Source organism: Parasphingorhabdus halotolerans (assembly GCF_012516475.1).
Lineage (GTDB): Bacteria > Pseudomonadota > Alphaproteobacteria > Sphingomonadales > Sphingomonadaceae > Parasphingorhabdus > Parasphingorhabdus halotolerans.
Window position 1 is genome coordinate 2,078,899 of the sequence record NZ_CP051217.1, and the last position, 25,546, is coordinate 2,104,444.

28 protein-coding genes and 1 tRNA gene are annotated in these 25,546 nt (G+C 53.4%); 16 read left to right on the forward strand and 13 right to left on the reverse strand.

What is annotated here, in order from left to right; genetic code table 11:
• Position 1: 1 nt before the first annotated feature.
• A complete protein-coding gene (locus tag HF685_RS10210) occupies positions 2-1,786 on the reverse strand; it encodes a ShlB/FhaC/HecB family hemolysin secretion/activation protein (RefSeq protein ID WP_246218580.1) in 1,785 nt (594 codons plus the stop codon).
• A gap of 301 nt (positions 1,787-2,087) precedes the next feature.
• Here HF685_RS10210 and HF685_RS10215 point away from each other — a divergent pair, with 301 nt between their 5' ends.
• A complete protein-coding gene (locus HF685_RS10215; RefSeq protein WP_168819748.1) occupies positions 2,088-2,294 on the forward strand; it encodes a DUF6471 domain-containing protein in 207 nt (68 codons plus the stop codon).
• Between the two features lie 21 nt (positions 2,295-2,315).
• Here HF685_RS10215 and HF685_RS10220 read toward each other — a convergent pair.
• A tRNA-Ser gene (locus HF685_RS10220) sits at positions 2,316-2,403 on the reverse strand.
• 228 nt (positions 2,404-2,631) lie between these two features.
• On the opposite strand from HF685_RS10220, the gene HF685_RS10225 reads away from it, so the two are divergent.
• The 5 genes from HF685_RS10225 to HF685_RS10245 all read left to right on the forward strand — a co-directional run bounded on the left by HF685_RS10225 (position 2,632) and on the right by HF685_RS10245 (position 7,771).
• The gene (locus tag HF685_RS10225) at positions 2,632-3,681 is read left to right on the forward strand and encodes a peptidylprolyl isomerase (protein ID WP_168819749.1); all 1,050 of its coding nucleotides are present in this window, start codon (positions 2,632-2,634) and stop codon (positions 3,679-3,681) included.
• A gap of 102 nt (positions 3,682-3,783) precedes the next feature.
• The gene (locus HF685_RS10230) at positions 3,784-4,797 is read left to right on the forward strand and encodes a peptidylprolyl isomerase (protein WP_168819751.1); all 1,014 of its coding nucleotides are present in this window, start codon (positions 3,784-3,786) and stop codon (positions 4,795-4,797) included.
• A 190-nt stretch (positions 4,798-4,987) separates the two neighbouring features.
• Positions 4,988-6,103, forward strand: a complete 1,116-nt coding sequence (gene ald, locus HF685_RS10235; protein WP_168819752.1) for an alanine dehydrogenase — start codon at positions 4,988-4,990, stop codon at positions 6,101-6,103.
• Between the two features lie 117 nt (positions 6,104-6,220).
• Positions 6,221-7,204: an oxidoreductase gene (locus HF685_RS10240; RefSeq protein ID WP_168819753.1), complete on the forward strand. Its 984-nt coding sequence runs from the start codon at positions 6,221-6,223 to the stop codon at positions 7,202-7,204.
• Positions 7,205-7,249: 45 nt separating this feature from the next.
• Positions 7,250-7,771, forward strand: a complete 522-nt coding sequence (locus HF685_RS10245) for a GNAT family N-acetyltransferase (protein ID WP_168819754.1) — start codon at positions 7,250-7,252, stop codon at positions 7,769-7,771.
• Here the strand turns inward: HF685_RS10245 and rpoN are convergent.
• The 5 genes from rpoN to HF685_RS10270 all read right to left on the reverse strand — a co-directional run bounded on the left by rpoN (position 7,768) and on the right by HF685_RS10270 (position 12,181).
• On the reverse strand, positions 7,768-9,279 hold the full coding sequence (gene rpoN / locus HF685_RS10250) for an RNA polymerase factor sigma-54 (RefSeq protein WP_168819755.1): 1,512 nt from the start codon (positions 9,277-9,279) through the stop codon (positions 7,768-7,770). The two genes, HF685_RS10245 and rpoN, sit on opposite strands and share 4 nt — an antisense overlap.
• 19 nt (positions 9,280-9,298) lie before the next feature.
• A complete protein-coding gene (gene lptB, locus HF685_RS10255) occupies positions 9,299-10,069 on the reverse strand; it encodes an LPS export ABC transporter ATP-binding protein (protein ID WP_246218826.1) in 771 nt (256 codons plus the stop codon).
• Positions 10,070-10,304: 235 nt separating this feature from the next.
• Positions 10,305-10,850 (reverse strand): LptA/OstA family protein, encoded by a 546-nt coding sequence (locus tag HF685_RS10260; RefSeq protein WP_168821474.1) that lies wholly within the window; start codon positions 10,848-10,850, stop codon positions 10,305-10,307.
• 6 nt (positions 10,851-10,856) lie between these two features.
• The gene (lptC, locus tag HF685_RS10265; RefSeq protein ID WP_168819757.1) at positions 10,857-11,501 is read right to left on the reverse strand and encodes an LPS export ABC transporter periplasmic protein LptC; all 645 of its coding nucleotides are present in this window, start codon (positions 11,499-11,501) and stop codon (positions 10,857-10,859) included.
• Between the two features lie 62 nt (positions 11,502-11,563).
• Positions 11,564-12,181 carry a ribonuclease D gene (locus tag HF685_RS10270; protein ID WP_168819758.1) on the reverse strand — a complete coding sequence of 206 codons (618 nt, stop codon included), beginning with the start codon at positions 12,179-12,181 and terminating at the stop codon, positions 11,564-11,566.
• A gap of 141 nt (positions 12,182-12,322) precedes the next feature.
• Between HF685_RS10270 and HF685_RS10275 the strand changes: the two genes are divergently transcribed.
• Both HF685_RS10275 and HF685_RS16570 read left to right on the forward strand, forming a co-directional pair.
• The gene (locus HF685_RS10275) at positions 12,323-12,685 is read left to right on the forward strand and encodes a DUF4870 family protein (protein WP_168819759.1); all 363 of its coding nucleotides are present in this window, start codon (positions 12,323-12,325) and stop codon (positions 12,683-12,685) included.
• A 185-nt stretch (positions 12,686-12,870) separates the two neighbouring features.
• The gene (locus HF685_RS16570) at positions 12,871-13,545 is read left to right on the forward strand and encodes a cold-shock protein (RefSeq protein ID WP_168819761.1); all 675 of its coding nucleotides are present in this window, start codon (positions 12,871-12,873) and stop codon (positions 13,543-13,545) included.
• A gap of 204 nt (positions 13,546-13,749) precedes the next feature.
• Here HF685_RS16570 and HF685_RS10285 read toward each other — a convergent pair whose 3' ends face one another.
• The 3 genes from HF685_RS10285 to HF685_RS10295 form a co-directional block, all read right to left on the reverse strand.
• Positions 13,750-17,328, reverse strand: a complete 3,579-nt coding sequence (locus HF685_RS10285) for an autotransporter domain-containing protein (RefSeq protein ID WP_168819763.1) — start codon at positions 17,326-17,328, stop codon at positions 13,750-13,752.
• Positions 17,329-17,643: 315 nt separating this feature from the next.
• Positions 17,644-18,210, reverse strand: coding sequence for a TMEM165/GDT1 family protein (locus tag HF685_RS10290; RefSeq protein ID WP_168819765.1), 567 nt, complete (start codon positions 18,208-18,210; stop codon positions 17,644-17,646).
• Between the two features lie 14 nt (positions 18,211-18,224).
• On the reverse strand, positions 18,225-18,560 hold the full coding sequence (locus HF685_RS10295; RefSeq protein WP_168819767.1) for a hypothetical protein: 336 nt from the start codon (positions 18,558-18,560) through the stop codon (positions 18,225-18,227).
• A gap of 220 nt (positions 18,561-18,780) precedes the next feature.
• Between HF685_RS10295 and rpmG the strand changes: the two genes are divergently transcribed.
• Entirely contained in the window at positions 18,781-18,948 is a 168-nt protein-coding gene (rpmG, locus tag HF685_RS10300) for a 50S ribosomal protein L33 (protein WP_066741431.1), read from the forward strand.
• 18 nt (positions 18,949-18,966) lie between these two features.
• On the opposite strand, the gene HF685_RS10305 is transcribed toward rpmG, so the two are convergent.
• Positions 18,967-19,335: a response regulator gene (locus tag HF685_RS10305; protein ID WP_168819769.1), complete on the reverse strand. Its 369-nt coding sequence runs from the start codon at positions 19,333-19,335 to the stop codon at positions 18,967-18,969.
• 52 nt (positions 19,336-19,387) lie between these two features.
• Here HF685_RS10305 and HF685_RS10310 point away from each other — a divergent pair, with 52 nt between their 5' ends.
• From HF685_RS10310 to HF685_RS10330, 5 genes are all read left to right on the forward strand, one after another.
• Entirely contained in the window at positions 19,388-19,675 is a 288-nt protein-coding gene (locus HF685_RS10310) for a DUF3572 domain-containing protein (RefSeq protein ID WP_168819771.1), read from the forward strand.
• A gap of 47 nt (positions 19,676-19,722) precedes the next feature.
• Positions 19,723-20,349 carry an HAD family hydrolase gene (locus tag HF685_RS10315; protein ID WP_168821475.1) on the forward strand — a complete coding sequence of 209 codons (627 nt, stop codon included), beginning with the start codon at positions 19,723-19,725 and terminating at the stop codon, positions 20,347-20,349.
• An 11-nt stretch (positions 20,350-20,360) separates the two neighbouring features.
• Positions 20,361-20,828 carry a RidA family protein gene (locus HF685_RS10320; RefSeq protein ID WP_168819773.1) on the forward strand — a complete coding sequence of 156 codons (468 nt, stop codon included), beginning with the start codon at positions 20,361-20,363 and terminating at the stop codon, positions 20,826-20,828.
• Positions 20,800-21,567: a glycerophosphodiester phosphodiesterase family protein gene (locus tag HF685_RS10325; RefSeq protein ID WP_168819775.1), complete on the forward strand. Its 768-nt coding sequence runs from the start codon at positions 20,800-20,802 to the stop codon at positions 21,565-21,567. The genes HF685_RS10320 and HF685_RS10325 overlap by 29 nt, the downstream gene beginning before the upstream one ends.
• 73 nt (positions 21,568-21,640) lie before the next feature.
• Positions 21,641-22,735: a GNAT family N-acetyltransferase gene (locus HF685_RS10330; RefSeq protein ID WP_168819777.1), complete on the forward strand. Its 1,095-nt coding sequence runs from the start codon at positions 21,641-21,643 to the stop codon at positions 22,733-22,735.
• A gap of 64 nt (positions 22,736-22,799) precedes the next feature.
• Here the strand turns inward: HF685_RS10330 and HF685_RS10335 are convergent, their stop codons facing one another.
• Both HF685_RS10335 and panC read right to left on the reverse strand, forming a co-directional pair.
• Positions 22,800-23,096, reverse strand: coding sequence for an SEL1-like repeat protein (locus HF685_RS10335; RefSeq protein WP_168819779.1), 297 nt, complete (start codon positions 23,094-23,096; stop codon positions 22,800-22,802).
• Positions 23,097-23,265: 169 nt separating this feature from the next.
• Positions 23,266-24,111, reverse strand: coding sequence for a pantoate--beta-alanine ligase (gene panC / locus HF685_RS10340; RefSeq protein WP_168819782.1), 846 nt, complete (start codon positions 24,109-24,111; stop codon positions 23,266-23,268).
• Between the two features lie 90 nt (positions 24,112-24,201).
• Between panC and HF685_RS10345 the strand changes: the two genes are divergently transcribed.
• The gene (locus HF685_RS10345; RefSeq protein ID WP_168819784.1) at positions 24,202-25,050 is read left to right on the forward strand and encodes a division plane positioning ATPase MipZ; all 849 of its coding nucleotides are present in this window, start codon (positions 24,202-24,204) and stop codon (positions 25,048-25,050) included.
• 3 nt (positions 25,051-25,053) lie between these two features.
• The gene (locus HF685_RS10350; RefSeq protein ID WP_168819787.1) at positions 25,054-25,491 is read left to right on the forward strand and encodes a J domain-containing protein; all 438 of its coding nucleotides are present in this window, start codon (positions 25,054-25,056) and stop codon (positions 25,489-25,491) included.
• Positions 25,492-25,546 lie beyond the last annotated feature (55 nt).

Here is a 25,546-nt window from a genome sequence, read left to right on the forward strand (position 1 = left end):
ATTATCTCCAGGGCAGCAATTTGGCGGTTAGTGACAGCAGGAACCGGACCGGGCCTTTGCGCGGTTGCAAGCCAGCACGGCGGGTTGGGGCCGCGACGGTTAAATCCAGCCGGAAACGATCCGACAGGTTTGACCGCACACCGCCACCAACCGAGAGCAGGCGATGCGGATCATTCGCAGCATTGCGCGAATCGTCCCATGCCCACGCCGCGTCGGCAAAGACAAAGGGCTGGACCGTGACATCGCTCTTTTTAAACGGCTTGTAGCGGGCGGCGCGCAGTTCAAACTGGATCGCAGCGCCGTCTTCTCCGGTAATCACGCCGGGATCATAGCCGCGCCCGATGGTATAATTACCGCCGGAAAACTCTTCAAAACTAAACACCCGGTCAAATGCATATTGCGCCATCGGGCGGACATAGAAGGAGAGATCATCCGAAATCGCCAGTTCGCCCTCGCCTTCAAACCGCACCACGCTGGAAGTAGGATCACCATCAAACCGGCTTGGCGGTGTGCGGGTGAACAGGCAGATGATGTCGCAGCGCTTGCTTGCCCCAAATATGTCCAGCCCTTGGCGGAATTCGAGTGAACCGCGGAGCCGCCAGTTGGGCGATTGTCCACCACGGAAATCGATCGCCTCGCCGTCTAGCCGCACAAAGCCGACCCGCAACCGGTCTCTGGTCAAAGGCCCGATGAAGCGGATATCCTGATCGATAAACTCCAGACCTGCCGCCACCTGCAGCGAAGCCGATTGGCGACGAATGAGCGGGTAGCTTGCCTCAACCGAGGCAAATAATGTTTCCGCCTTGATCCGCGCGGCGCCTGCCGCAGCGCCAATATCCGGTTCGGTCCAGGCATAGGTAAATTGTCCCGCGACCTTCAACCCATCGCTGCCAATCCGGAAATCATGGCCGAATTGCAGGATTTGCTGTTCCTGAAACTCTGCGGTTGTGTAAAACGACGCATAGGTCCGGTCGCCCAGGCCGGTTATCCCGTAGACTTCCCCGCCGATTTGACCACCCCAGCGACCAGTATCGCGCGCAGCGAGATTCTGGACGTTGAGATCAATCCGGTACGGCGTTCTGGAAACTGTGACCTCGCCAACCAGTTCGCCCGGCCCGGTGCCCGCCGGGGTCAACGTCATGCGGATATCATAGCCCGGCAAATCGCGGGACAGGAGTAGATAGCGCTCCGCCTCAAACCGGTTAAACAGCGGTGTATCGGTCAGTTTTTCGAGGTAGGACTGGATCAGCTTTTCGGACCGCCCGGCATCGCCGCGCACCCGGATCGCCGTCACTTTGGCATAGAGCACTTCGAGCCTGATTGTGCCATTTTCAATCCGCTGGGTGGGAACCTGGATTGCTGCCAGATACCCGCGATTGCGCAGCAATGTGGCGGCCGAATCGCGGATTTCGCAAATAACCCCTACCGGCTGGGAAGAGCCGAGATATTGCGCGTAAGTTTCCCGCAATTCCGATGGGCTCACAGCTTGCAAATTGTTAAATTCGACCTGATCGATCTGGACCCGGATATCTTTATATTGCGGCGCGGCAAGAGGGCAGGAGGTGCGTTCGACCCCCCCTTCAATCTTGACACTGCGCTCCTGCGTCGGTGTCGATCGGGATGGCGGTCGCAATTCGTCGCGGGTTGGCGCGGCGATATTGCCCGGTGTTTGTGCATGTGACGGCGCCGGTGCGACGATTGCCAGAGCAAACAATACCGCTGCGACTAAAACTTGATGCGGGCCACGCAGACGATGCCCTCGTCCGTGAGATACTGGAAAGATCAAAATCATACCCCTGTTGATCAGCTGCGACCCTGAACTGCAGTTAACCAAATATTCACGGCGTAGGTGGAACCGATATTCGAATCCAAACAGGTAGTGAATATGGCCTCATGGTTAATGGCAACTGGAGCAATGTCAATGACGGTAAGGGGTATCGATACAAATAAGCCATTGACACAGCTTGTTTATTTTCCGTCGATGAACAGGCAGTGGCAAATTTGCCATTTTCAGAAAATGCACTGGAGTATCATCATATGGGTTACTATAGTATCATATAGAATGACATCTACAGGAGTAAGCCAAAATGAAAACTGCCGCAGAATGGCAAAATCAGGCCAAAAGACTGTTGAAGGCAGAGCTTGCGAAAAAAGATATGACCTATGCCCAACTTGCCACGCGGCTGACAGCAATAGGCGTGAAGGAAAACGAACCCAATCTGCGCAACAAGATAAGCCGCGGGAAATTTTCCGTCGTGTTTTTGCTACAATGCATGGAGGCGATAGGAGACTGACAATCTCGCTGCTGAAATAAATGGCGGAGTCGGAGGGATTCGAACCCTCGATAGGTTGCCCTATACACGCTTTCCAAGCGTGCGCGATCGACCACTCTGCCACGACTCCGCAATGCTGTCTGAATCAGTTTTTTGGTCGAACATCAAACAACGCCGCTTCCCTAGTGCGGGAAACGGGCTTTCGCAAGTGATTGTGTCGCGTTAGGATGTCATCAAACATACAACAGCGTTCGTGCCGAGCTTCGCGAAGCATCACTTTATATACGCAAAGGTCGTTAAGCTTCGCTTGGCCTTCGGCTCGACAGGCTCAGGACGAACGGAATTTGGGGAAGATTAAATGCAAAAATTGACCATTGTCGCTTCACTGGCCACCCTGTTGAGCACGATACCCGCCATCGCTCAGGAAGCCGAGAAACCGGAATTCCCCAGCCCCAATGAAATTGTCGACAAAGCCGCGCCGGAGCAATGGCGGGCGATTGCGGCGAGCGATTTGCTGGTGATGCAGCTAGTGCCCGATGCGGCGGGCAAAGACCGCCGCGTGGTCATCCAGCTGATGCCGGAACCCTTCTCGCAAGGCTGGATCCGCAATATCCGCAAGCTGGCGGCCGCGAACTGGTGGGACGGCACCAGCATCAACCGGGTGCAGGACAACTATGTCGTGCAATGGGGCGATGCGAGTGAGGAAAAGGCGCTGCCGGAGGGTTTGGAGACTGTGCCGGAAAGTGAGTATACTTCGACTTACAATGCTGGATTGTTTGATTTTGTATGGCGATATGATGGGCGGCAAAAGGCAGAATTCACAGAAATCCCTAGGCCCTCCTTAGTATCAGAGGCAAACAAAGCACCGCCACCAAATTTCGGTGATATTTTTGATGCGGTTGGCTTTATTGGTAGTATGCCGATCGCTATGACATATAGTCGTCAGGTCGAGTATCGTGTAGGCCGTGTAAACAAACCAAACCAAATATGGCCCGTCCACTGCTACGGTATGGTCGGCGTTGGCCGCAACTTGTCCCCCGATACCGGAAGCGGCGCGGAGCTCTACACCGTGATCGGCCATGCGCCGCGGCATCTGGATCGCAATATTGCCGTGGTCGGGCGCATTATCGAAGGTATCGAGCATCTCTCCAGCCTGCCGCGCGGAACCGGGCCTTTGGGCTTTTATGAAACCGCCGACGAGCGTGTGCCGATCCAGTCGATCCGCCTGGTCAGCGATCTTCCGACAGCCGACCAGCCGCGTTTTGAATATCTTAGTACCGAAGGCGAAACCTTCGCCCAATATGCCGATGCCAGAGCCAATCGCCGCGATCCGTTTTTTATTATGCCTGCTGGCGGCGCGGATATTTGCAATATTCCGGTGCCGGTGCGGCGGGTGAAGGGAGAATGACTGTGCTCCCGCTTTCTCGGGAGAACGGGGTCTGAAATTGTGGTTTACCAACAAAGGAAAAATTGCCTTTCCTACAGGACTGCAAAACGCTAAAACCCGCCTATGTCTGCCACCCCCGCACTTTCCCCTTCTTCGCCTTCCCGGTTTTTTTCATCACTGACCCTGTCCTGTTTCCTGCTTTGCAGCACAGCGGCATTGGCACAGGATGATAGCACGCAAGCACAAGACCCAACCCCCGAAGACGTGCTCGCCGCCGCGCCTGCCGAACACTGGTTGCCGATTCCAGTCAACGACCTGATGATTTTCACCCTGCCCGATGCGGCAGACGGAAAACCGCGCCAAGCGATCATCCAGCTGCTCCCCGCCAATCTCTCGGGCGGCCATGTGCGCAATGTTCGCAAGCTCGCGCAGAACCGCTGGTGGGACGGAACAAAAATCTACCGCGTCGCCAAGGACTTTGTCACCCAGTTCGGCGGCAATCCTGACGGCAAAGCGCTGCCCAAGAACCTTGAGACGGTGCCGGAAAGCGAATATTTTAACGCCGCACTGGGCGCAAGGAGCGATACGGATATGCAGGCGCTGGATGCCGCCGTCGCTTATGCAAACGCATATCAGAAGACCGACATCAAGCCGCTGATGAAAATCATTTATGAAAATACCGGCGCATCAAAAGTCGGCTTTGGCGCGGGCTGGCCGATTGGCAGCAAGACGATCGACGGCGAAATGAAATATTTTCCGATCACCTGCCGCGGTTCGCTGTCGCCGGCCCATTATGATCCACCAGATGCGGGCAGCGGCGCGGAAATTTCCGTGGTGACCGGCGAAGCAGCGCGCAGCCTTGATACGACGTTTGGCATGGTCGGACGGGTGATCGACGGGCTTGAGCATCTGGTGAATTTGCCGCCCGGTGACGCCGCTGGCGGTTTTTATGCCAGCAACAGCAGCCATATTCCGATCACATCCATTCGGCTGGCCAGCGAACTGCCTCTAGCCGAGCAGCCGCGCTATGAATATCTCGCGAGCTACAGCCCTTCCCTGTTGCAATATATCGCAGCGCATGGCGGCTATGGTAATATTTGCACAGTGGGTTATCCGACAAGATCGGCGGCACCATGAATCCGTCATTGCGAGAAGCGAAGCGACGCGGCAATCCAGAGCGGTACGTGCGGCCCTGGATTGCTTCGCTGCGCTCGTAATGACGGAAAGCTACAATTGTTCACGCTACTATCCGGTTTATCTAACCCAAGGACAAAAAAGTCGATATAGGTTCATTTGAAACCAATTGGCCAATTGAAGGAATTGCCCCATGCGCGTCGGAACCGTTAGAGAAATTAAAAACCATGAATATCGTGTTGGTCTGACGCCGGAATCGGTGCGCGAGCTTTCAGCGCACGGCCATGATGTCTGGGTGGAAACCGGCGCGGGTCTTGGCATTGGCGCTGAAGATAGCGAATATGTTGATGCCGGCGCGACGATCAAGCAAACTGCCGCCGAGCTGTTCGCCGAATGTGAAATGATCGTCAAGGTAAAGGAACCACAGGCCGCCGAACGGGCGATGCTGCGTGAAGGGCAGATCCTTTTCACTTATCTCCACCTTGCACCAGACCCCGAACAAACCGCCGATCTGGTGAAATCCAAAGCGATCTGCATCGCCTATGAGACTGTGACCGGTACTGGCGGATTGCCGCTGCTCAAACCGATGAGTCAGGTCGCGGGGCGGATGTCGATCCAAGCAGGCGCGACGGCGCTGGAAAAAGCCCATGGCGGCCGCGGCATATTGCTGGGCGGTGTACCCGGTGTCGCGCCGGGCAAGGTCACGGTGATCGGCGGCGGCGTTGTTGGTTTTAACGCCGCGCAGATGGCGGCAGGCTTGGGCGCGGACGTAACAATATTGGACCGCAATCCCGATGTGCTGGAATCGGTCGGCACCCATTTCGAATCGCGAGCGAAAACACGATTCTCCAATAAAGCCAATATCGCAGAATGCGTCGCAGATGCCGATCTGGTGATCGGTGCGGTGCTGATTCCGGGCGCAGAGGCGCCCAAGCTGGTGACCCGCGAAATGCTCTCGACCATGCGGCCCGGCTCTGTTCTCTGCGATGTCGCGATTGACCAAGGGGGCTGTTTTGAAACCTCCAAAGCCACCACCCATGAAAACCCGACCTATGTGGTCGATGACATCGTCCACTATTGCGTTGCCAATATGCCGGGCGCCGTGTCGCGCACATCCACTTATGCGCTCAACAATGTCACTCTGCCCCATGCACTGGCGATTGCTGACAAGGGATGGGAAGTAGCGCTTCGGGATGACCATCATCTCGCCGCAGGGCTAAACGTCTGGAACGGCCATGTCACCTATAAGGCAGTCGCGGACGATTTGTGCTATGATTATATGCCGGTGTCAGAGATAGTCGGGAAATAAGGGAAATATCCAATATTTCCTCCCGCCGTTCGTGGTGAGCTTGTCGAACCGCTTACATTGACAGAAAACTGTCCTTCGACAAGCTCAGGACGAACGGATTTTTAAAAGGACAAACTCATGGCAGCAGCAGATCAGAAACCGCTCGGTTCGGGTTTCCCCGCAAAAAGCGAACCGCATGAGATACTCGCCGGGATTGATTTGACCGGCAAGACCGCCATCGTCACCGGAGGCTATTCCGGCATAGGCCTGGAAACAACCCGGGCGTTGGCAAGCAAGGGCGCAAAAGTGATCGTTCCGGTGCGGGATGAAGCGAAAGCGGCGGAGAATCTGTCCGGCGTAGAAGGTGATGTTAGCTCCGCGACGATGGATTTGGCCAATCTCACATCGGTAAAATCCTTTGCAAACCAGATGACTGGAGAGTTGGAAAAGCTGGATATGCTGATCAACAATGCCGGGATTATGGCCTGCCCTCTGAAACGGGTCGGTCCCGAAAATAGCAATGGCTGGGAAAGCCAGTTTGGCGTCAATCATATGGGTCATTTTGCGCTGACCAAAGCGCTAATGCCGCTGCTCGAGCAAGCGGATGCTCCGCGTGTGGTCGCGCTGTCTTCGATCGCCCACAAACGCAACGGGATTTTATGGGATGATATCCAGTTTGAAAATAGCGAATATCAAAAATGGGTTGCCTACGCGCAAGCCAAGAGCGCCAATGCGCTGTTTGCCAATGGCTTGAGCCGACGGATGGCCCGCTTTGGTGGTCGCGCTTTTTCTGTCCATCCTGGCGGTATATTTACGCCGCTGCAACGGTATCTGCCGATTGAAGAGCAAGTCGAATTGGGCTGGCTCAACAAGGACGGATCTGTGCCGCCAATGGTTGCGGAGATTTTCAAATCCACGACCCAGGGCTGCACAACAAGCCTATGGGCCGCGACATCGCCGATGCTGGATGGCAAGCATGGACTCTATTGTGAAGATTGTGATGTTGCTCAGCTGATGGATGAAAAATCACCACCGTTTCTCCATGTAGCCCCGCACGCCTGCGACGATGAAAGCGCAGAACGCTTGTGGGATATCAGCGAGAAGTTGCTTGCCGAAGCCTGAGTTTTCTATCGGTGGATATTTGAAAACAGAAAGCGTGCCGCGAGCATGAAAATAGCAGTCGCGCAAGCGTCCGACATTCGGGCATTACATCTACTGGTGGAATCCGCCTATCGCGGTGACAGCGCCAAGAAAGGCTGGACGCATGAGGCCGATTTACTGGGCGGCCAACGTACCGACCTAGCGTCTCTAAAGACAATATTGGACGACCCCGGGCAGGCGATGCTCACCGCCAGAGATTATGGTGATGGGCTCATCGGTTGTGTTCAACTCGAGCGGAAGTCGAGCGATACAGCCTATCTCGGCATGTTGACCGTTCATCCGGATATTCAGGCGAAGGGCCTTGGCAAGGAGCTGCTGGCAGCCAGCGAAGAATTCGTCGCGAGCCAATGGCAGGTAGGTGCGATTGAAATGACCGTGATCAAACAACGCCTTGAGCTAATCGCATATTACGAACGGCGCGGTTACGCAATGACCGGAGAGAAACGACCGTTTCCGCTGGATGATCCGAAATATGGTATGCCAAAAACACGGGAACTGGAATTTCTGGTGTTGCGCAAGGCGCTCTAGGCAGCCTTGCCTTCAAGTGCTTTTTGCCGTCGGCGTTGCACCGAACTGCCGAGGCCGAGAGCTTCGCGATATTTGGCTACCGTTCGGCGAGCGATATCAAAGCCCTTGGCCTTGAGCAAAACGACCAGCTTGTCATCGGACAGGATTTTCTTGGGGTCTTCATTGTCGATCAGCGATTTGATGTGGCTTTTAACCGCCTCGGCTGATGCCGCCTCACCGCCGGTGGAAGACTGAATACCGCTCGTAAAGAAATATTTAAGCTCGAATGTCCCCCGCGAACAGGAGAGATATTTATTGGAGGTTACCCGGCTCACCGTCGACTCATGCATCTCGATTTCATCGGCAACATTCTTGAGCGTCAACGGTCGCAGATGCTCAACCCCTTTGCGAAAAAACGCTTCTTGCTGCTTCACGATCTCGGTAGCAACTTTCACGATTGTCCGCTGACGCTGATCCAGTGCTTTGATCAACCAGCTGGCATCGGCGAGACATTCATTCAGCCATTCTTTCGAGGCCTTGTCCTGCGCGCCGTCTTTCAGCTCGGTAAAATAGGTGCGGTTGACCAGCACTTTGGGAAGCGTGGCGCTGTTCACTTCGATAATCCATTTGCCGGCCCGCTCGGCGATGAAAATATCAGGCACCACCGCCTGCACATCGCCGCCGCCAATTTTGCATCCCGGCTTGGGATCATATGCGCGAAGTTCTGATATCATATCCATCAGATCTTCATCGTCGACGCCGCAAATTCTCTTTAGTTGCGGCAGTGCTCCCTTTGCTAGCACATCCAGATTGTCAATAAGCCGCGCCATCGCCGGATCATAGCGGTCCGCTTCTTTTGCCTGCAGCGCAAGACATTCGGAAAGATCCCGCGCGCCAACGCCGACGGGCTCGAGACTTTGCACCTCGGTCAATATCCGCTCAACATCATGCAACTGAACGCCGAGCCGATGTGCCAGTTCCAGCAGATCAGCTTGCAGATATCCGCATTCATCAATCTGGTCGATAATATGCTGGGCAATAAATAAATCCGTACCCGACAATATCGCGCCCGCTTGTTCCATCAGATGATCTGCAAGTGTGATCTCCGCAACCAGCATATTTTCAAAGTCTGGCGCTTCACCGCCCATAGAACCACTGCCGGGCGAACTCGCGCCATTTAGTCCCAACTGCCCATCGAGTGCGCCATCGCTATCTGACAGGCTGTTGCTAGAAAATTGGTCCGCGTCGCCCTGCATGTCCAAAGGCGCTTCGGACTCTGCCGGGCCAGCAGATAGTATCTCGTCACTGCCCTGCTCGCCTGGTTCCGGCTTTGCTTGCCCGCCATCGTCATTGTTATTTTCGGCTGACAGGTCTCCGGTTTCCAGAAGAGGGTTTTTTTCGATCTCGTCGGAAATATAAGTTTCCAGCTCCAGATTGGACAGTGCCAGAAGCTTGATCGCCTGCTGCAATTGCGGCGTCATCACCAAAGACTGGCTCTGCCGTAGATCGAGGCGTGGGCCTATTGCCATTATTTGAGACATTCCATAATCACAGCGCGAACCCCTCGCCAAGGTAGAGGCGACGGACATTCTCATCGGCGACGAGCGCTTCAGGGCTTCCGGCAAATAATACCTGGCCGTCATAGATTATGCAGGCGCGGTCGACGATATCGAGTGTTTCGCGAACATTATGGTCCGTGATCAACACACCAATGCCACGGTTTTTCAATTGCACGACAAGGTCGCGAATGTCGGATATCGAGATCGGATCGATCCCGGCAAACGGCTCATCCAGCAGTACGATCGACGGGCTGGCCGCCAGTGCCCGCGCTATCTCGCAGCGCCGCCGTTCACCACCGGAAAGCGCCATGGCCGGAGAACTCCGCAACTTTGTAAGGCCAAACTCATCCAGCAACCGGTCAAGTGTCTCTGCCCGCACAGCTTTGTCAATTTCAACCATCTCCAGCACAGCAATGATATTTTGCTCCACTGTCATGCCACGGAAAATTGAGGTTTCTTGCGGGAGATACCCCAAACCCAATATCGCCCGGCGATACATAGGAAGCGGCGTAATATCTTCTCCATCCAGCATGATCCGTCCGGCGTCGGGTCGCACGAGACCCATTACAGAATAGAAGCAGGTCGTTTTACCAGCCCCGTTTGGCCCGAGCAGTCCGACAACTTCACCTCGCCCTACGGACAGGGATACATCCGAAAGCACTGCTCTTTTGTCATAGCTTTTCGCTATTGATACGACAGCAAGTCCATGTTCCATCGCATCGCTGGCCATGGCAGCGCCGGGATCAGCCATTGCAGGCATATCAAGAGGGGATAGGTTGTCCATTTGTGTCTTTCGTTACCATCCGGGTTTGCACCGGATATGATTGTCCAATGGTTAACAGCATGGCCCAATTCCATCGAAATTGGCAAGCTTTATGCATGATCGATCGAAAATGGAGCTTTCTGGCCAGATGTTCAACGCCAGGGTGTCAAAAAACAGCCAGTCAGCAGCAATTCTGGATCTTGAGCGCTAATTTTAGACCTCTCGGCGAGGATCAGTTTTTGCGTTGCGGCACTGTAAATGTGCCAGTAACCCGGCCGCCTGAATTGCTCGTATTGGGAGCGGAACCGCCAGCAGCCCGCCCATCAATCGTTGACCTACCAGAATTGAGATCAATAATCACCCGGCCGCCCGATAGGCGATTGCCATTGCTTTGAGTCAATGTAACGCCGCCAACCATGGTGATCAGTCTGCGGTTGAGGTCATAAATTGCGACATCGCCTCGTGCTTTATCCCCGGATTTGGTAATTGTAACGCCACCCGCAGCATCAATCCGGTTCACATCAATGCCGCCGCTATTGCTATAGGCGACGGTCATCCGCGACGCATTTAGGACTAGTCCAGCCTGCTCGACCCGGACGGCACCGGAGAGCACCACGCGGTCAGCGCGGTCTTGTACTTCGATACGGCCAGCATTGAAGTTCACTGGCGCATTGGAATTATGCCCGCCAAAAACCTGCGCCGGAGCTGGTCCAGCGATAGCCAATAGGGCCAGAGCCGGTAAAGCAGCTCCCAAAGTTATGAAAGAGGCGGTTCGCATTGTCATTTATCGTCTTCTTAATCCATTTTGTTCGATACGCAACTGGGCGTTGCCATCTAACGTTACCGTTCTGGCTTCCATATCCGCCATTAGCCTGTCAGCGCGAAAGGTGCCGATATTGGTTCGCCCTTTTACAGCACCATCGCTTTTTAGGGTACGGGCTTTCAAATCCACGGTCACATTATCGGTAGTCAACCGATATCCACCTGCCGCTTCGAGATGCAAAGGCCCGTCAACCTTGACATTTTCGCGGTCCATATCATATCGCCCCTGGCCTGCCTGGATTTGTGCCGGACCTTCGTTGAGCAAAATCCGCGCCGACAGGTCTTTGAGCTGAACCACCGGCTCACTAGACGATTTTTGAACCGCCGACCCGGCTTTGATCGAAAATGGTCGCCCTTGCCCATCTTCACCTCGATATAGCGCTTCTGTTACGCGCATGCGTTCTTTTGCGACATCGACACTGTTCTTATCCAGCACAAAGCTCAGTTCGCCGCTCATCGTAAACGGAGCCAATGCCAGCACCGCCGCCAATGCCCCTACACCGAGCGGCAGTATAATCCTGAGCAACTTAACATTGCGATCATGACGGCTGCCAGGAGAGGCAAATATCTGTCGCTTGCTTTTTCGATGTTCGATCAATTCCGTCATTTCGCGCCTATTAAACCGCTTTCCCGCGTTTATGGTAGCTGAACTCGATTTGGTTATTAAACTCAGGCATGAGCAAAAATATCAACTTCTGGCCAGCCCGCAACATCAAGGCGCGCGCGGTGCGGCAAAAAGTCGAAACAGGCCTGCGCCATTTCCGTCCGTCCTTCCCGAGCAAGACGAAGCTCCAGTTCATCTTTCAGGCGGTGCAAAAAGCGGACGTCCGAAGCGGCATAATCCTGCTGCGCTTCACTCAATACTGGCCCGCCCCAATCGCTCGATTGTTGCTGCTTTGATATATCTTGTCCCAAAAGTTCGCGCACCAGTTCCTTGAGACCATGCCGGTCGGTATAGGTGCGGATCAAGCGAGAAGCGATTTTAGTGCAGAATACGGGTTCTGCCATGACGCCCATATAATGGTCGATCGCCGCGAGATCGAAACGCGCGAAATGATAAAGTTTCACTCTCGTCGGATCAGCGAGAACGGCTTTTAAATTCGGCGCTGCATAGTCACTATCGGGTCCGAAACGCACCAGATGTTCATCGCCTCCACCATCAGAAATTTGCAACAAGCAAAGACGGTCCCGCAGCGTTTGCAGCCCCATTGTTTCTGTATCAACTGCTACCGGACCATTTGCCAACACATCAAGTGGCAAATCTTCTTCGTGGAAATATACGGCCATTATGTCTCACTTATTTTCAATTTATCTGGTCTCGGATGTTCGCATGTGTCGCACAAATCAAAATTGACAGGGAAGCGTCCGTGGCTATGCTGTTTGCCGCAGCACAAACAAAACAGCAAGTTATGATTGGGGAGATATCATATGGTCGAACAAACACCACAGCCCGCATCCGGTGGTTTTGATTTTAACAAATCCACTATTATATCGTTGCTCTACATAGCTGGATTTGTCGTCGGCATTACCGGCATTGTTGCGTTTATCCTCGCGCTTATCTGGAAAGATGAAGTGGCAGGCACTTGGGAAGAAAGTCATTTGCAATATCATGTGATGACCTTCATCGTGAGCTTGATTGCTGGAATAATAGGTTTTCTGCTGATAATCCTCGGCATAGGCATACTGATTCTTTTGGCCGTCGGTCTTTGGGTTTTGGTGCGATCCATTATCGCCCTGTTAAAGGCGCAAAAGCATGAACCAATGCCTGATCCCAAAACTCTATTATTTTAAAATCGATGCTTTCGGGATTGGCTTAGCGCTAAATTCACCATGTATGGATTTTTGTTCGCATAATCCCATATTTTTCTATATAGTTGCGCTGCGTGAAATGTAGATTCGCGCAAGATAATGATCGTGCGCTCGTCCGCGACGACATTGGATGATATATGACGGACGAAGCGAAAGTCGATTGAAGAATGGGTTTTGATAGAAACCGGCGTGGCAGAGGCCGGGACAAGCGCGATAGCTTTGGTGATGAGAATTTTGACGGTTATCAAGGTGATAACGGCCCACCGGTAGAAAGATACACGCGCCCTGACAATGATTTCGGCGGCGGTAGCCGTGGTGGCGGCCAAGGTGGCGGAATGCCAGATCAAGTTGTTGGCGAAAGCACCGGCAAGGTGAAATTTTTTAATGCGCAGAAAGGATTTGGCTTCATTGTGCAAGACGCAGGTGGCGAGGATGTGTTTGTTCACATCAGCCAAGTCGAGCGCGCTGGACTGAAAGGCCTGGCTGAAGGTCAAGGCCTCAAGTTCTCGTTGGTAGATCGCGGCGGCAAGGTTTCGGCATCGGATATTCAGATTGATGGCGATTTGATCGAAGTTCAGGGCGCACCGGACCGACCAGATCGCGGTAGCCCACCGAAAAGAGAACTAACCGGTGAAAAAGCGACCGGTACGGTTAAATTTTTCAATAGCATGAAAGGCTTTGGCTTCATCCAGCGCGATGATGGCGAGCCAGATGCATTTGTGCATATATCAGCCGTGGAACGCGCTGGCATGAGCGGCCTTGAAGAAGGTGACAAGCTTGAGTTTGAGCTGGAAGTCGATCAACGCGGCAAGACTGCTGCAGTCAATCTGGTCTCCAAATAAGGCGCGTTGGTAACGCTATTTGGAGATAGAATACAGAAATTGCGAATTAGGCGGGCATGGTCCCGCCTTTTTTTTGCGCTGAATCAGACTGACCGTATGGTATTAGAACGCGACCCTAGGACTGCTGGATAGACAAGCTTCAAACGCATTGGACACAAAAAAACCCGCCAGATTTACTGGCGGGTTTTTAATCAGTTTATAAGCCTAGAAGCGGAATGTTACAGCGCCTGAATATACTTGGCTTTGAACATCGGATCTTCCAACTGTTGAATCGGCGGACAGATCCAGAGATACATTGCCTGCGTTATACCGCAAACCGACGCCAACTTCACCCCAATCGCGGTCCTGGTTTACCAGAGCAAATGGCGCTGGCAGGCCGTTACCGCCGACAAAGTTCGCTGCGAATGTATTGGGACTATCAATAAATTCATGAACATAATTCATGGAAGCCCGCAGTTGCAGTTTATGACCCGGTTTGGATTTAAACTCCACTCCGGCCAAGCCTTGAACACTGTTATAGTCCGGACGAACAATTGCCAGAGCCGGTCCTCCGCCGACTTCGTTGACATTGCTGAAATTGACTTTAGCCGCGCGGCCCCGGATTCCAGGTGCGATTATCGCATCCAGCAGATACAGTTCTTTGGAAAGGCCAATCTCGCTTGAATAGACCAAGCTGTCATCGTCAGTCGTCAGGCTGAATGACTGCGTGCCCAAACCAACAGTACGCAATGTCTCTGCGTTGTATGTACCGATGCTCAAGCGCGCATCCAGAACGAGGTCTGCAAAGGTTTTCGCGCGGCCATAGACAGAGCCCATGATCGTCGTAGCCTTGGCCGAGTTCCCCAACGACGCAACACCATCGACATCGGAATAATAAGCTGACACACCGATGAACGAGGCTTCATCCAGATAATATTCCAGACCACCGGCGATAAAGAAGCCGTCAAACTCATCATCACCGTCCGCCCCGTTGCCAGGATTTGTGAGAGGCATTGATCCTGTGTCACCGTTGACAAAACCGCCGGCCAAATAGACCGCCATGTCTTCATTGACACCACCTGACATTACTTCGCCTTGCGCTGCACTGGTGGCAGCATCGCTCATGATAGCTGGTGAGCCGGGAATGTTCATTCCACTCAACGAAGCAGATGCCAATTGCAACGGCTGACCAGAAACGGCAACAGTGCCGCCGTTCGAAGAACGGTCCGCCAAACTTATGCGGTTCTGATAGAAGTCCGACACATTACCAAGAAAACCGCGGGCCAAAGACTGGACCGTCGACTCTGTCGTCGGAGCCCAACTGTTAAAGGTAGCCCGAATCGTAGCTGCATCGGTGAAATCGAGGAAGGAAAATAGTCCCGCGACAGCTCCATTGCCACGATTTCGATCCATAAGACCGGCAAAGCTAACTTGCAGAGGATTGGTCCGGTCTATCACATTCTGATAGCTCTGTGCCCGAACCCGAAGATCAACAGCGTTGGCGCTATAAGACAGGCTCGACAACAGAATCGCCGACAAGTTTGAAACGCCAGCAAATTGATTGGTTACGCCGCCCGCCGCGTTGACAATGCGGTACGTGCTTGGGGTCGCAGTCTGGAAACCGGCGATGTTGCCAATTGCGACATTGCCGCCAACATTGGCCTGGCCAGTTACGGTCAACCTGTCGGAGGTGCCGGAAGCACCAATATCAACGAATAGCGTCGAGCCTGAAGCCAAAATCGCACTGCCGTCGATGGTAAGATTGCCGACTGTCCCCAATGTCCCCGGCGCGATTGCACCAGCAACACTCGTCAGGAAAGGTGTCTTAACGGTACCCGAACCGGACAACATGCCCGAAAACAGCGAATAATCGCCTGTGCTGTTGATAGCGCCATTGACCGCAACGCGGCCACCGGTTTGATTGACGTCGATCAACGTGTTCAACGTACCGCTTGCTGCGACGCTTAAGCCAGCAGCTCCGCCGACATTCAGCCGGTCAATGGTCCGTGTGCTGCTCAATGTGGTCGTTCCGGATTTGTTCAGCGTGACTTCGAAGTAACGCGAGTTCACCTGAAGAGCAGGATCAGTGCTGATCACTGGCTCAATGTTGTCAGGAACAAAATTGGTTGCTCCAGCAAGACCATTTGCCAATGTTGGCGCCGGCTGGGGATCACCAGGAGCTTGTGATTCTTCTTGAGCGGCTTCCGGTCCCCCGGCAGCGTGCGCCTCGTTATCCGCCAGTTCGACACCGTTATGCGGGGCTTCAACAGCAAATTCCACGCCATTTCCATTTGCTTGGGCCTGATGTTCGGAACCCATGATCATCCCTGCGCGGGCACCAGGAGCGGCCGCTGAAGCAGCAACTTCTGTTGGCGCCGCAGATGCCGCAACAGATGACGCTGCCTCGGATGCAGCTTGCGAATCTCCGCCAGCAGCAAGTTCGGGTGCTGCGCTAACATCGTTTACTTCAACGATGCCGATACCGGAGGTCAGATTACCGCCAGCCATTGGCGTCGGCGTTGGCGCCGGACGCGAAGGTGGCGTATCCGTTCCGGTTGCCAAATCAAAACAACCCTCACCAGGGTTGTCGCCTTCCGGGTCGAAACAAACTTCACCAAAAGCCGGTGTGTCACCGAAACGTCCCGCAGACTGCGTAGCAGGAAATCCGTTAACTACTGCACCGCTGGCATTGATGATCCGATAAGCGGGATCAAGGTCAGTTTGCCAATGGGTTGCATCTTCCCATGCGCCATCGCCCGCTTTTGCGCTGACATAACGATATGGGTTATTGGCTGCGATATAATCCGCAAACAAGAACAATGGCTGGTAAAAACTTTCCGTGCCGTAGGAGCTAAACACCTGTGGGCCAAAGAAGCGTGAACCGCCGGACAATACGCCAATCTGAAGGTCTTCGGTCGACAGGCTGTTATTGGCTGCATCCAGAATCAACGGGCCACCGGAATCGCCGCCAGCCGTTGTGCCTTCACGTACGCGCGGCTCGTCTTTGTAGAGGTTGAAATCGAAAGGATTGGTCTTGTTCGGATCGTCAAAGTCGAGACGATAGAGAACCTGTGGCAAGTCGCCAAACGGCTGACCAAACAGGAAGTTGTTGCGATTGTCGAATGACGATAGCGATCCGAGCATATTTTCGGCTGCACGGCGACGGAAGTCGATACCGACATTAGCTCCGGCCGTTCCACTGCCTGTGCGGCCATAGCCGGTAATATTGACGTGATAGCCAGTGCCATCGGCGTCGCTGATTGAGTCGGGGGTCGGGAGAGGGGAGAACAGCAATGCCCAAGTCGGGATTTTGCCGGCTGGTGTCGCGAGGCTGGCCAGGGCAATATCGCCTTCGAGGAAACCGAAGCTATCTGGGCGTTCGTTTGATTGCGGGTTCCAAAGAATTTGATTTACCAAAAATGTATTGATCGACTGTTCAAATGTTCCGGTCGTAATACCCAATTGATCGCGGATAAAGTTCCGCAATTGAATGGCGTTTGAATCAAAGGACCACGCGGTCTTGACGACCGGACCATAGTCGCTTTCCGGACGATCGTTGACGCAGTGTGCTGCAAACAACACGGTTCGTGGGTTGATCAGAGTACCGGAACATACAAATCCGTCGCCGCGAGCAAACATACCAACACCATTTACGCCGCTATTATCTACAATGTCTGCGGGTGTCTGATTGTCATTTGGTACAATAGCCTGTGCCGGCGAAACGAGCGCCAATGCCGCGATTGCGCCTGCTGCTGTTGTGCGCAAGAGTGTCGCGCGTTTGAATTGTCGAAAATCCTTAGCCATTTGTCAAAATCCCTTGTTTTTCTCAAGTCAGAATAGACCCTCAATGAGAGCTTTGCTCAATTTTACAACTCAAAGCAAAGGCAAAAATGGCGGAAATACTGTCAATATTCTGGAAAATGCTGGTTTTCTGGGGCTTTTAGCTAGTGCGAAAAACTAAGATTTAGTTGCTTCTGTGATCATTTAGCCACAGTTTCCGCCATTTTTTTGTGAATTTGAGGTTCAGTGCCAAAAGGAATCAAGTAAAAACAACGGCTCAAGGACTATTGTGACCGCACCCGAACGGCGGGCCAAATAAAGGGCCAAGCAAATGAGAGGTCATAGAATGCCCCATGCGCTTAATGCCATCACTCCACCGATTATCAGGAAAATCACGCCGCCGAATTGTCTGATTCTTGTTATTGGTATCATCTGTGCGAGCTTTTCCTGGAATACCAATGCCGGAACGCAGGCGATCATGACACCAATCCAGCCACCGATAGCTGCAAAGGCCCACATATCTGTCCGCGCGGCTGTGGCAGCCAGAATAAATTGCCCCTTGTCTCCAAGCTGCAAAATGAAAATACCCAGAAAGGCAGTCCAGAACGGCCCTATGGTCCACTTTTCCAGAAGATCAACCGGGCGCCGCCATGCCAGCATGCCTGCACCGGCGAATATAAGCGAAATGGCATAGAAGAGCCTTAGCGGCTCTTCGCTAATCCACTGGTTGACGACCGACCCGCCCAGCGCTGAGATGAAACAATTGAGCGCTGTAGCCAGGCCAAGCCCCCACAGAATCGGCGTAGCTTTGCCGTATCTGATAACCAGCGCCGCGCACAGGATTTGCGGTCGATCCCCGATTTCCGCCAGAGCAAGAGCAAATAGGGAAGTTAGGAATGCATCCATAGAATCTACAGCCCTTATGGCTGGCCACCAAGGCGTAGAGCAACGTCGGCCATGATGGCTTCGGACATAGTGGCATCAATCTGCCCGCAACCGACAGCATCGCGCATCGCTTTAAGATAGGAGCGTGCGATCATCACGCCGCTGCCGTGCTCCAATCCCTTTTGCAGGGCCGATTCAAATGCGCACGCCAGATCATGCAATCCGGACAGGTGATGCTGCGCCGCCTTCTGGCGAATCTGGTCGAGGTGCATCAAAAACTGCAATGGGTGTTTCTCCACCAAAGAGGACGGAATATTTTCCAGTAAACCGAGCATTTCTGCCTGAATGAATAGATTTTGATCATGGTCCATAACAATGCCCCCATTGTGCAAGATGCCACCATGCAAAAATATGGTTAACAAAGGGTAAAGAGGTCGATTGACGCGTCAGGTACGAGGGCGGCTGCTTTCCCTTGACAATATGAGCGCTTTTGACCATTAGCGCGCTCAATTGATGCGGCGTTGCTCTTAGCCGAGCTGCCGCTTTTTAATTTCAGCATCTGCTTTTAAGACCAATTTCAAGGAACGCTCCATGGCGAAACCAGCCAATGTCAAAATCAAACTCGTCAGCACCGCGGACACAGGTTTTTTCTATGTAACCCGCAAAAATCCGCGCAACCTGACCGAGAAAATGGTGCAGCGCAAATATGATCCGGTTGTGCGCAAGCATGTCGAGTTCAAAGAAGCGAAGATTAAGTAAGTCGCTTTCTGATTCCTGCTAGCGGTGCAAAACTTTCTGCACTGATTCGATAAATTTCGCGACTGATATCGGCTTTGAAACATAAGCCTCGGCTCCGGCCGTCAATATCCGGTCCTCATCACCTTTGCCGGCATATGCGGTCACCGCCATAATCGGAATGACCTTGAGCTGCGGATCTTTCTTTATCTGTTCGATCAGTTCCAACCCACTGACATGCGGCAATTGGATATCCATGATGATCAGATTGGGCACGAAACTGCGCGCCTTATCAATCACTTCGCGGCCATCTTTCACCGGTTCGACGACAAAACCATGCGCGCGGAGCAAATCACAGAATAGTTTGAGATTGAGTTCATTATCCTCAACAACCAAAACTCTTTTTGCCACTATGAATTTGTCCCTTTGCAACTGCGTGCCAACCCTTTAGGCGAAAGCCCAAATGGAAACAAATCCCAATATCAGCGAAGAAACCGAAATTCTGGCGTTGAAGGCGCTCGGCTGGGTTTTGGAAGATAGCGAGCGGGCGCAGCGGCTTCTCGCGCTGACCGGTTTGGATCCGCGCGATTTACGCTCGGGGCTGGAAGATCCTGCGATGCTTACGTCACTCCTGGGATTTTTGGCCAATCACGAGCCCGACCTGCTTGCTTGCGCCGAAGCTATTGATGTTGAACCGGCAAGGCTAGCCGCAGCGGCAGAATATCTGAACAATCCCGGAGATTTTTCTTGAATAAAAAACCCCTTCTGATCAGCGATTGCGACGAGGTGTTGCTGCACATGGTTGTCCCGTTCCAGCAGTGGCTGGACGCGGACAAACACATCCATTTTGACCTCGAAAACGGCAGTGATTTTGCCAATGCGCTGCGTCACAAACATGATGGCACGCAAGTTTTACCGGAACAAATATGGCCTATGCTCAAGGAATTTTTCGATACGGAAATGTACCGGCAAGGCGCAATAGATGGTGCCGTAGAGGCCATCAACAAACTCTCGGACACCGCGGATGTTGTCATCCTGACCAATCTTATGGATGATCGGCAGGAAGCCAGAGCCGAGCAATTGCGTGCCGTCGGCATCGATTGCCCCGTCTATTGCAATCAAGGTGGCAAAGGCGAGGCGCTCAGTTCAATATTGGCAGAATATCAGCCAAGCGTGACGGTATTTGTCGATGACCTTGGCCATCAGCATGGCAGCGTCGCCAAACACGCTCCTGAGGTCTGGCGCCTGCAGATGGTCGGTGAACCCATATTAGCGAAACATATCAAAACCAATCCGGCAGCCCATGCGCGTATTGATAGCTGGAGCGAGGCATTAGTTTGGATCGGCGACAAACTGGAAAAGCGCGTCGCTGCGCCAGCAATGGATATCCCCTCCGAAAACCTTGACCCTGCCAACCATGCGTGAGAATTGGAATCATGACTGATAATATTGAAAAAGCAATGGAAGCCAAGGGCATCACCCTTCCGACACCCGCAGCGCCAGTTGCTTCTTATGTCCCCGCCGTCGAAGTCGGTGGATTACTCCATATCTCCGGCCAGGTTTCAATGGCGGACGGCAAACTCATCACTGGCAGGCTTGGCGATAATATGACGCTTGAACAGGGTCAGGAAGCGGCCAAAGCCTGCGCTTTGATGATCTGCGCCCAGATAAAAGCCGCCGCTGGATCGCTGGATCGGGTCGACCGTATCGTCAAACTCGGAGTCTTTGTAAACAGCACCCCTGATTACACCGATCACCCAAAAGTAGCCAATGGCTGTTCGGACATGATGGAAGTCATTTTCGGTGGAGCCGGACAGCACGCGCGCGCGGCAGTGGGCGTTGCCGCGCTGCCTTTGGGAGTAGCAGTTGAGGTGGATGCGATTGTTTCTCTCAAAACCGCTTGATAGCTGGTTAGCACCGGCACCAGAACCTGAGCGCGTCGGGTTTTTGAAGGGTCAACCCTATGCACACCGAGGGCTGCACGGCAGTGGCATATTGGAAAATAGTTCGGCTGCTTTCGAATCAGCAATACAATTAGGTCACGGCATTGAGTGCGATGTGCAGGCTGCTGAAGACGGGCGCGCTTTTGTATTTCATGATTATGAGCTGGACCGATTGACCGACCAAACGGGTGTTCTGGCGAGAATGCGGCCCGAGGATATTGATCGGGTTCAACTCAAAGACGGTCACGGTAAAATTCCGCGCCTTCGGGAAACGCTGGACCAAATCGCCGGGCGAGTGCCAGTTCTGATCGAGATCAAATCAAAAAATATGCGGGTCGGCCCGCTTTGCCTGTCGGTGCGCCGGGCACTGGAAGGTTACACGGGCAAAGCAGCCATCATGTCATTCAATCCACTGGTATCGGCATGGTTCCGCAAGAATGCAGAGCATGTTGTGCGCGGATTGGTAGTCACCGAGGAAGATACCAAAAACTGGCGCGGACGGATTGCGCGGCATCGCAATCTGTGGGCCGCGAAACCGGATTTTCTGGCCTATGACGTACGAGATTTTCCTTCCAGTTTCGCAGCGTCCCAAAGATCTCGCGGTTTACCCGTGGTAACCTGGACCGTTCGGACCGCCGAGCAAGAGCGGATTGCAGCAATGTATGCAGATGAACCGGTTTATGAGCGCCCTCAAAGCTGATAGCATCAGCAAATATGTCTGATTCCCCCGATCAACTGAAACAGAAATAGTCGCGCGAGTTGCCGACAACATCATGGATCTATCGCCACAACAATGGGATGCCTGCGCTGGCACTACTAATCCGTTTGTGTCTCATGCCTTTCTTTCTGCAATGGAGGAGTCGGGCAGTGTTGGTCCGGGAACCGGTTGGAAATCTTTGCCGATAATTATTGAAGATGGCCTAGGTATTGCAGCTGCCCTGCCCAGCTATCTCAAATCGCACAGCCAGGGCGAATATATTTTTGACCAGCAATGGGCCCACGCATTCGAGAACGCGGGCGGGCAATATTATCCCAAAATCCAGATCGCTGCGCCGTTTTCGCCAGTACCGGGTCCACGGCTTCTGTTGCGCGATGAGGCGACGGCGTTGCCACTGCTCAAGGCGGCCGAGCAACTTGCGCAGAATAACGGGATTTCATCGGTTCATGCGACCTTTGTAAATGAAGACCAACTGCACTATTTCCAGGATGCAGGGTGGATGATCCGCGCGGACAGCCAGTTTCACTGGAAGAATGAGGGATATCAGAGCTTTGACGGCTTCCTCGCCGCCTTATCCTCCCGCAAGCGCAAGGCGATAAAAAAAGAGCGTGCCAAGGCGCAGGCATCGGCAGAAATCATCCATCTGGTTGGCGACGAAATCCAAGCGGAGCATTGGGACTATTTCTGGGAATTCTACCAGGATACCGGCGCACGCAAATGGGGAACGCCTTATCTGACGCGCTCCGCTTTTGATTTAATGAACCAGAAAATGGGCGACAAGCTGCTGCTCATTTTGGCGTTGCAAGATGATATCCCAATCGCCGGCGCACTCAACGTAATGGGCGCGGATACGTTGTATGGTCGCTACTGGGGTTGCACACGCGATGTGCCGTTTCTGCACTTCGAGGTTTGCTATTATCAGGCGATTGATGCGGCCATTGCGCGCGGTCTTAAAACAGTGGAAGCCGGCGCGCAGGGCAGCCATAAATTAGCGCGAGGCTATCAGCCAGTGCCAACATGGTCCGCACATTATATTGTGGATCCGGGATTTCGCAGCGCGATTGCCGACTATCTGGCGCGCGAGCGGCAAGCAGTTGCTGCCGATATCGAGTTTCTCGCCGAAATGGGTCCGTTCAAGAAGACGGGTTAAATTTGCTCCCGCTCATCCCAAGCCTGTCGAAGGACATGCCAAGTGATGGGTAAAGAGCGCTTAATCAAGCAGCGCGGCGGGTGGATTCCTGCAACCAACTGCGCGCTTCCCGCTGGGCTTCGGCAATTTCACGAGCAGTCATATCCAGTGATATTTCTGCACGACACACCTTGCTCTCATCATGGCCTGTCAAAGATGCCAGATTGAACCATTTATGCGCTTCAATGAGATCGACCCCAACGCCTTCTGCACCGGTCGAGTAAATCATACCCAATTCATAGTAAGCGTCGCTGTCACCCTGCGCCGCTTCTGCAAGTCGGCTTTCGATTAAAAAGGCTGCGCTTTTCATGCTGTTGCCCATAGTCTTTCAGTCCCTGTTTCTGTCACCGCAATTCTGGCGACAGAGAGACTTTCAAACGAATTTCTTAAAGGAATGGTTAACGCGAAATGGAAAAAATCGATTCGGGGCATAGATTTTCCATCGAAAACCGACATTTTACACGATTTTGCAAGGTTAACCTCAGGCCCCGTTAACTTTGGGTTACGGCGATATTGTCTATCAGTCTGGTGCTGCCAATGTGCGCCGCAACCAATAGACGGGCCGGACTGGTAAATTTGTCCATTATTTCAAGCGTCTCGCCGTTTCGCAGTTCAAAATAGTCCACTTTGTGGAAATCAGAGGCTAATAATTGGCTTTTGGCACCTTCCAATATCTCGTTGATATTCCCGCCTCGGGCAATGGCTTTGGCCGCCTCTCGCATAGCATCGGGCAAAGCAACCGCATTGGCGCGTTGCTCGGGAGACAGATATGCGTTTCGAGACGAAAGCGCCAATCCATCCTGATCGCGCACGGTTGGAACGCCAATAACATCATGTGTGAAATCCAGATCGCGCGCCATCCGCCGGATCACCGCGAGTTGCTGATAATCCTTCTCCCCAAAGAAAGCGGCATCGGGGCGTATCTGGTTAAATAATTTCGCGACGACCGTCGCAACCCCGTCAAAATGACCAGGGCGCGAACCACCACAAAGGCCTGTGCTCACGCCGCTCACACTGACATTGGTCGCAAAGCCATCGGGGTAGACTTGATCAACCTCTGGCGCCCAGAGAATGGAAACACCCGCCGCATCCAGAAGCGTCGCGTCGGCGGCCTCCTGTCTTGGATAACTATCTAGATCCTCTCCTTCACCAAATTGCGTCGGGTTCACAAAAACTGACGCTACGACCAGATCGCACTGCGCCATCGCCTCTTCCACCAAACGCATATGGCCCGCATGTAGGGCTCCCATGGTCGGCACCAGTCCGATTTTACAATTGGTTCCGCGAAAGCCCCGTAGAGCGTCCCGAAGCGGGCCAAGCTGTCTTATGATTTGCATAGGCCTCTCAATGCCGGTAGATTCAGTTGATCTGCTTGCGAACTATGCGGTGATGGTTCACCTATCGCAAGAGCATTTACGATTAGCGATATGCTGATTGCTGGAAAAACGGGGCGCACCAACAGCCAAGTGACGGACAAGACGCATCATATTGTTTTTGCCAATGAGAAAGGCGGAACCGGCAAATCGACAACCGCCGTTCATATTGCCGTTGCGCTTGCCTATCAGGGCCACAAAGTCGCGATTATCGATCTCGATCCGCGCCAGCGCACATCCTATCGCTACCTGGAAAATCGCGTCGCGACTATGAAACGGCTGAACATAGATATTCCGCAGCCCCTTTTTGAAGTTTTTGATGCCGATAATCTTGCGCGACTGGAACAGCTCGTCCGGCGAATGAGCCACGGGGTTGATTATCTACTTTACGACACACCCGGTCGCGATGACAAATTCGCCCGCTTTGTAGCAACCCGTGCCAACACATTAGTTACGCCAATCAACGATAGCTTTGTTGATTTTGATCTTATCGGGCAGGTCGATCCGGAAACCTACAAGGTCCGCAAACTCAGCTTTTACGCCGAGCTTATCTGGGAAGCGCGCAAGGCGCGAGCCAAGGCGGATGGCACCACGATTGACTGGGTGGTGCTACGTAACCGCACCCAATATGTTGAAGCGCATAATATGAAGCGCATCGTAAATGCGCTGACCGAGCTCTCGCAACGGGTTGGCTTCCGCATCATTCCAGGACTTAGCGAACGGGTGATTTACCGTGAACTTTTCCCCGCTGGCTTGACGATGCTGGACAAAGATCACCTCGGTCGCCTCGCCACCAGCCACATTGCCGCCCGGCAGGAATTGCGTGAATTGATCAAGCATCTCTCTTTGCCCCAGCCGAACGCGGGTGGAGCAGAGTTCGGCAAACCGCAGCTGGTTGCCTGACTGATGACCCCGATACTGATCATCGGCGGCGCTATCATCGCGTGGTTGGTATTTTCGGGCAAAGCCAAAACCATGACTGGCAATCAATGGTTAGCGCTGGTCGTGGCGCTTCTCGGAGCCAACATGCTGCGCGGCGGCAACTGGATATTTGGCGGATCAATGCTGGCTGGCGCTGCCTTTTTGAGCGGCTGGCGCATATTAATTCCTGCAAAGTCTGATAAAATAAACGTCCGCAAACCGCGCGACTTTGAGCTTGATCGGGCGCGTTCTCTACTCGGCGTCAGCGAGGATGCAGATCGCGAAACAATTGATGCAGCTTGGCGGGATCGCTTGGCGGAGCATCATCCAGGCCAAGGCGGCGACGAGCAATTGGCGAAGCAAATCAACCGCGCGCGCGATATTCTCTTGGAACAGATGGAGGCTCAAAGTCGTGATTACTAATCGCATCGAAACGGCCTCGTTGACCATTTGCCAATGTCGCAGCTTATTTTTTGCC

What these genes read in the sequence shown, in the direction of transcription:
- HF685_RS10215 (WP_168819748.1), top strand. Translation starts at nt 2,088, where the DNA reads ATGAAAACTGCCGCAGAATGGCAAAATCAGGCCAAAAGACTGTTGAAG.
- HF685_RS10225 (WP_168819749.1), top strand. Translation starts at nt 2,632, where the DNA reads ATGCAAAAATTGACCATTGTCGCTTCACTGGCCACCCTGTTGAGCACG.
- HF685_RS10230 (WP_168819751.1), top strand. Translation starts at nt 3,784, where the DNA reads ATGTCTGCCACCCCCGCACTTTCCCCTTCTTCGCCTTCCCGGTTTTTT.
- ald (WP_168819752.1), top strand. Translation starts at nt 4,988, where the DNA reads ATGCGCGTCGGAACCGTTAGAGAAATTAAAAACCATGAATATCGTGTT.
- HF685_RS10240 (WP_168819753.1), top strand. Translation starts at nt 6,221, where the DNA reads ATGGCAGCAGCAGATCAGAAACCGCTCGGTTCGGGTTTCCCCGCAAAA.
- HF685_RS10245 (WP_168819754.1), top strand. Translation starts at nt 7,250, where the DNA reads ATGAAAATAGCAGTCGCGCAAGCGTCCGACATTCGGGCATTACATCTA.
- rpoN (WP_168819755.1), bottom strand. Translation starts at nt 9,279, where the DNA reads ATGGCAATAGGCCCACGCCTCGATCTACGGCAGAGCCAGTCTTTGGTG.
- lptB (WP_246218826.1), bottom strand. Translation starts at nt 10,069, where the DNA reads ATGCCTGCAATGGCTGATCCCGGCGCTGCCATGGCCAGCGATGCGATG.
- HF685_RS10260 (WP_168821474.1), bottom strand. Translation starts at nt 10,850, where the DNA reads ATGCGAACCGCCTCTTTCATAACTTTGGGAGCTGCTTTACCGGCTCTG.
- lptC (WP_168819757.1), bottom strand. Translation starts at nt 11,501, where the DNA reads ATGACGGAATTGATCGAACATCGAAAAAGCAAGCGACAGATATTTGCC.
- HF685_RS10270 (WP_168819758.1), bottom strand. Translation starts at nt 12,181, where the DNA reads ATGGCCGTATATTTCCACGAAGAAGATTTGCCACTTGATGTGTTGGCA.
- HF685_RS10275 (WP_168819759.1), top strand. Translation starts at nt 12,323, where the DNA reads ATGGTCGAACAAACACCACAGCCCGCATCCGGTGGTTTTGATTTTAAC.
- HF685_RS16570 (WP_168819761.1), top strand. Translation starts at nt 12,871, where the DNA reads ATGGGTTTTGATAGAAACCGGCGTGGCAGAGGCCGGGACAAGCGCGAT.
- HF685_RS10285 (WP_168819763.1), bottom strand. Translation starts at nt 17,328, where the DNA reads ATGGCTAAGGATTTTCGACAATTCAAACGCGCGACACTCTTGCGCACA.
- HF685_RS10290 (WP_168819765.1), bottom strand. Translation starts at nt 18,210, where the DNA reads ATGGATGCATTCCTAACTTCCCTATTTGCTCTTGCTCTGGCGGAAATC.
- HF685_RS10295 (WP_168819767.1), bottom strand. Translation starts at nt 18,560, where the DNA reads ATGGACCATGATCAAAATCTATTCATTCAGGCAGAAATGCTCGGTTTA.
- rpmG (WP_066741431.1), top strand. Translation starts at nt 18,781, where the DNA reads ATGGCGAAACCAGCCAATGTCAAAATCAAACTCGTCAGCACCGCGGAC.
- HF685_RS10310 (WP_168819771.1), top strand. Translation starts at nt 19,388, where the DNA reads ATGGAAACAAATCCCAATATCAGCGAAGAAACCGAAATTCTGGCGTTG.
- HF685_RS10315 (WP_168821475.1), top strand. Translation starts at nt 19,723, where the DNA reads ATGGTTGTCCCGTTCCAGCAGTGGCTGGACGCGGACAAACACATCCAT.
- HF685_RS10320 (WP_168819773.1), top strand. Translation starts at nt 20,361, where the DNA reads ATGACTGATAATATTGAAAAAGCAATGGAAGCCAAGGGCATCACCCTT.
- HF685_RS10325 (WP_168819775.1), top strand. Translation starts at nt 20,800, where the DNA reads ATGCGATTGTTTCTCTCAAAACCGCTTGATAGCTGGTTAGCACCGGCA.
- HF685_RS10330 (WP_168819777.1), top strand. Translation starts at nt 21,641, where the DNA reads ATGGATCTATCGCCACAACAATGGGATGCCTGCGCTGGCACTACTAAT.
- HF685_RS10335 (WP_168819779.1), bottom strand. Translation starts at nt 23,096, where the DNA reads ATGGGCAACAGCATGAAAAGCGCAGCCTTTTTAATCGAAAGCCGACTT.
- panC (WP_168819782.1), bottom strand. Translation starts at nt 24,111, where the DNA reads ATGCAAATCATAAGACAGCTTGGCCCGCTTCGGGACGCTCTACGGGGC.
- HF685_RS10345 (WP_168819784.1), top strand. Translation starts at nt 24,202, where the DNA reads ATGCTGATTGCTGGAAAAACGGGGCGCACCAACAGCCAAGTGACGGAC.
- HF685_RS10350 (WP_168819787.1), top strand. Translation starts at nt 25,054, where the DNA reads ATGACCCCGATACTGATCATCGGCGGCGCTATCATCGCGTGGTTGGTA.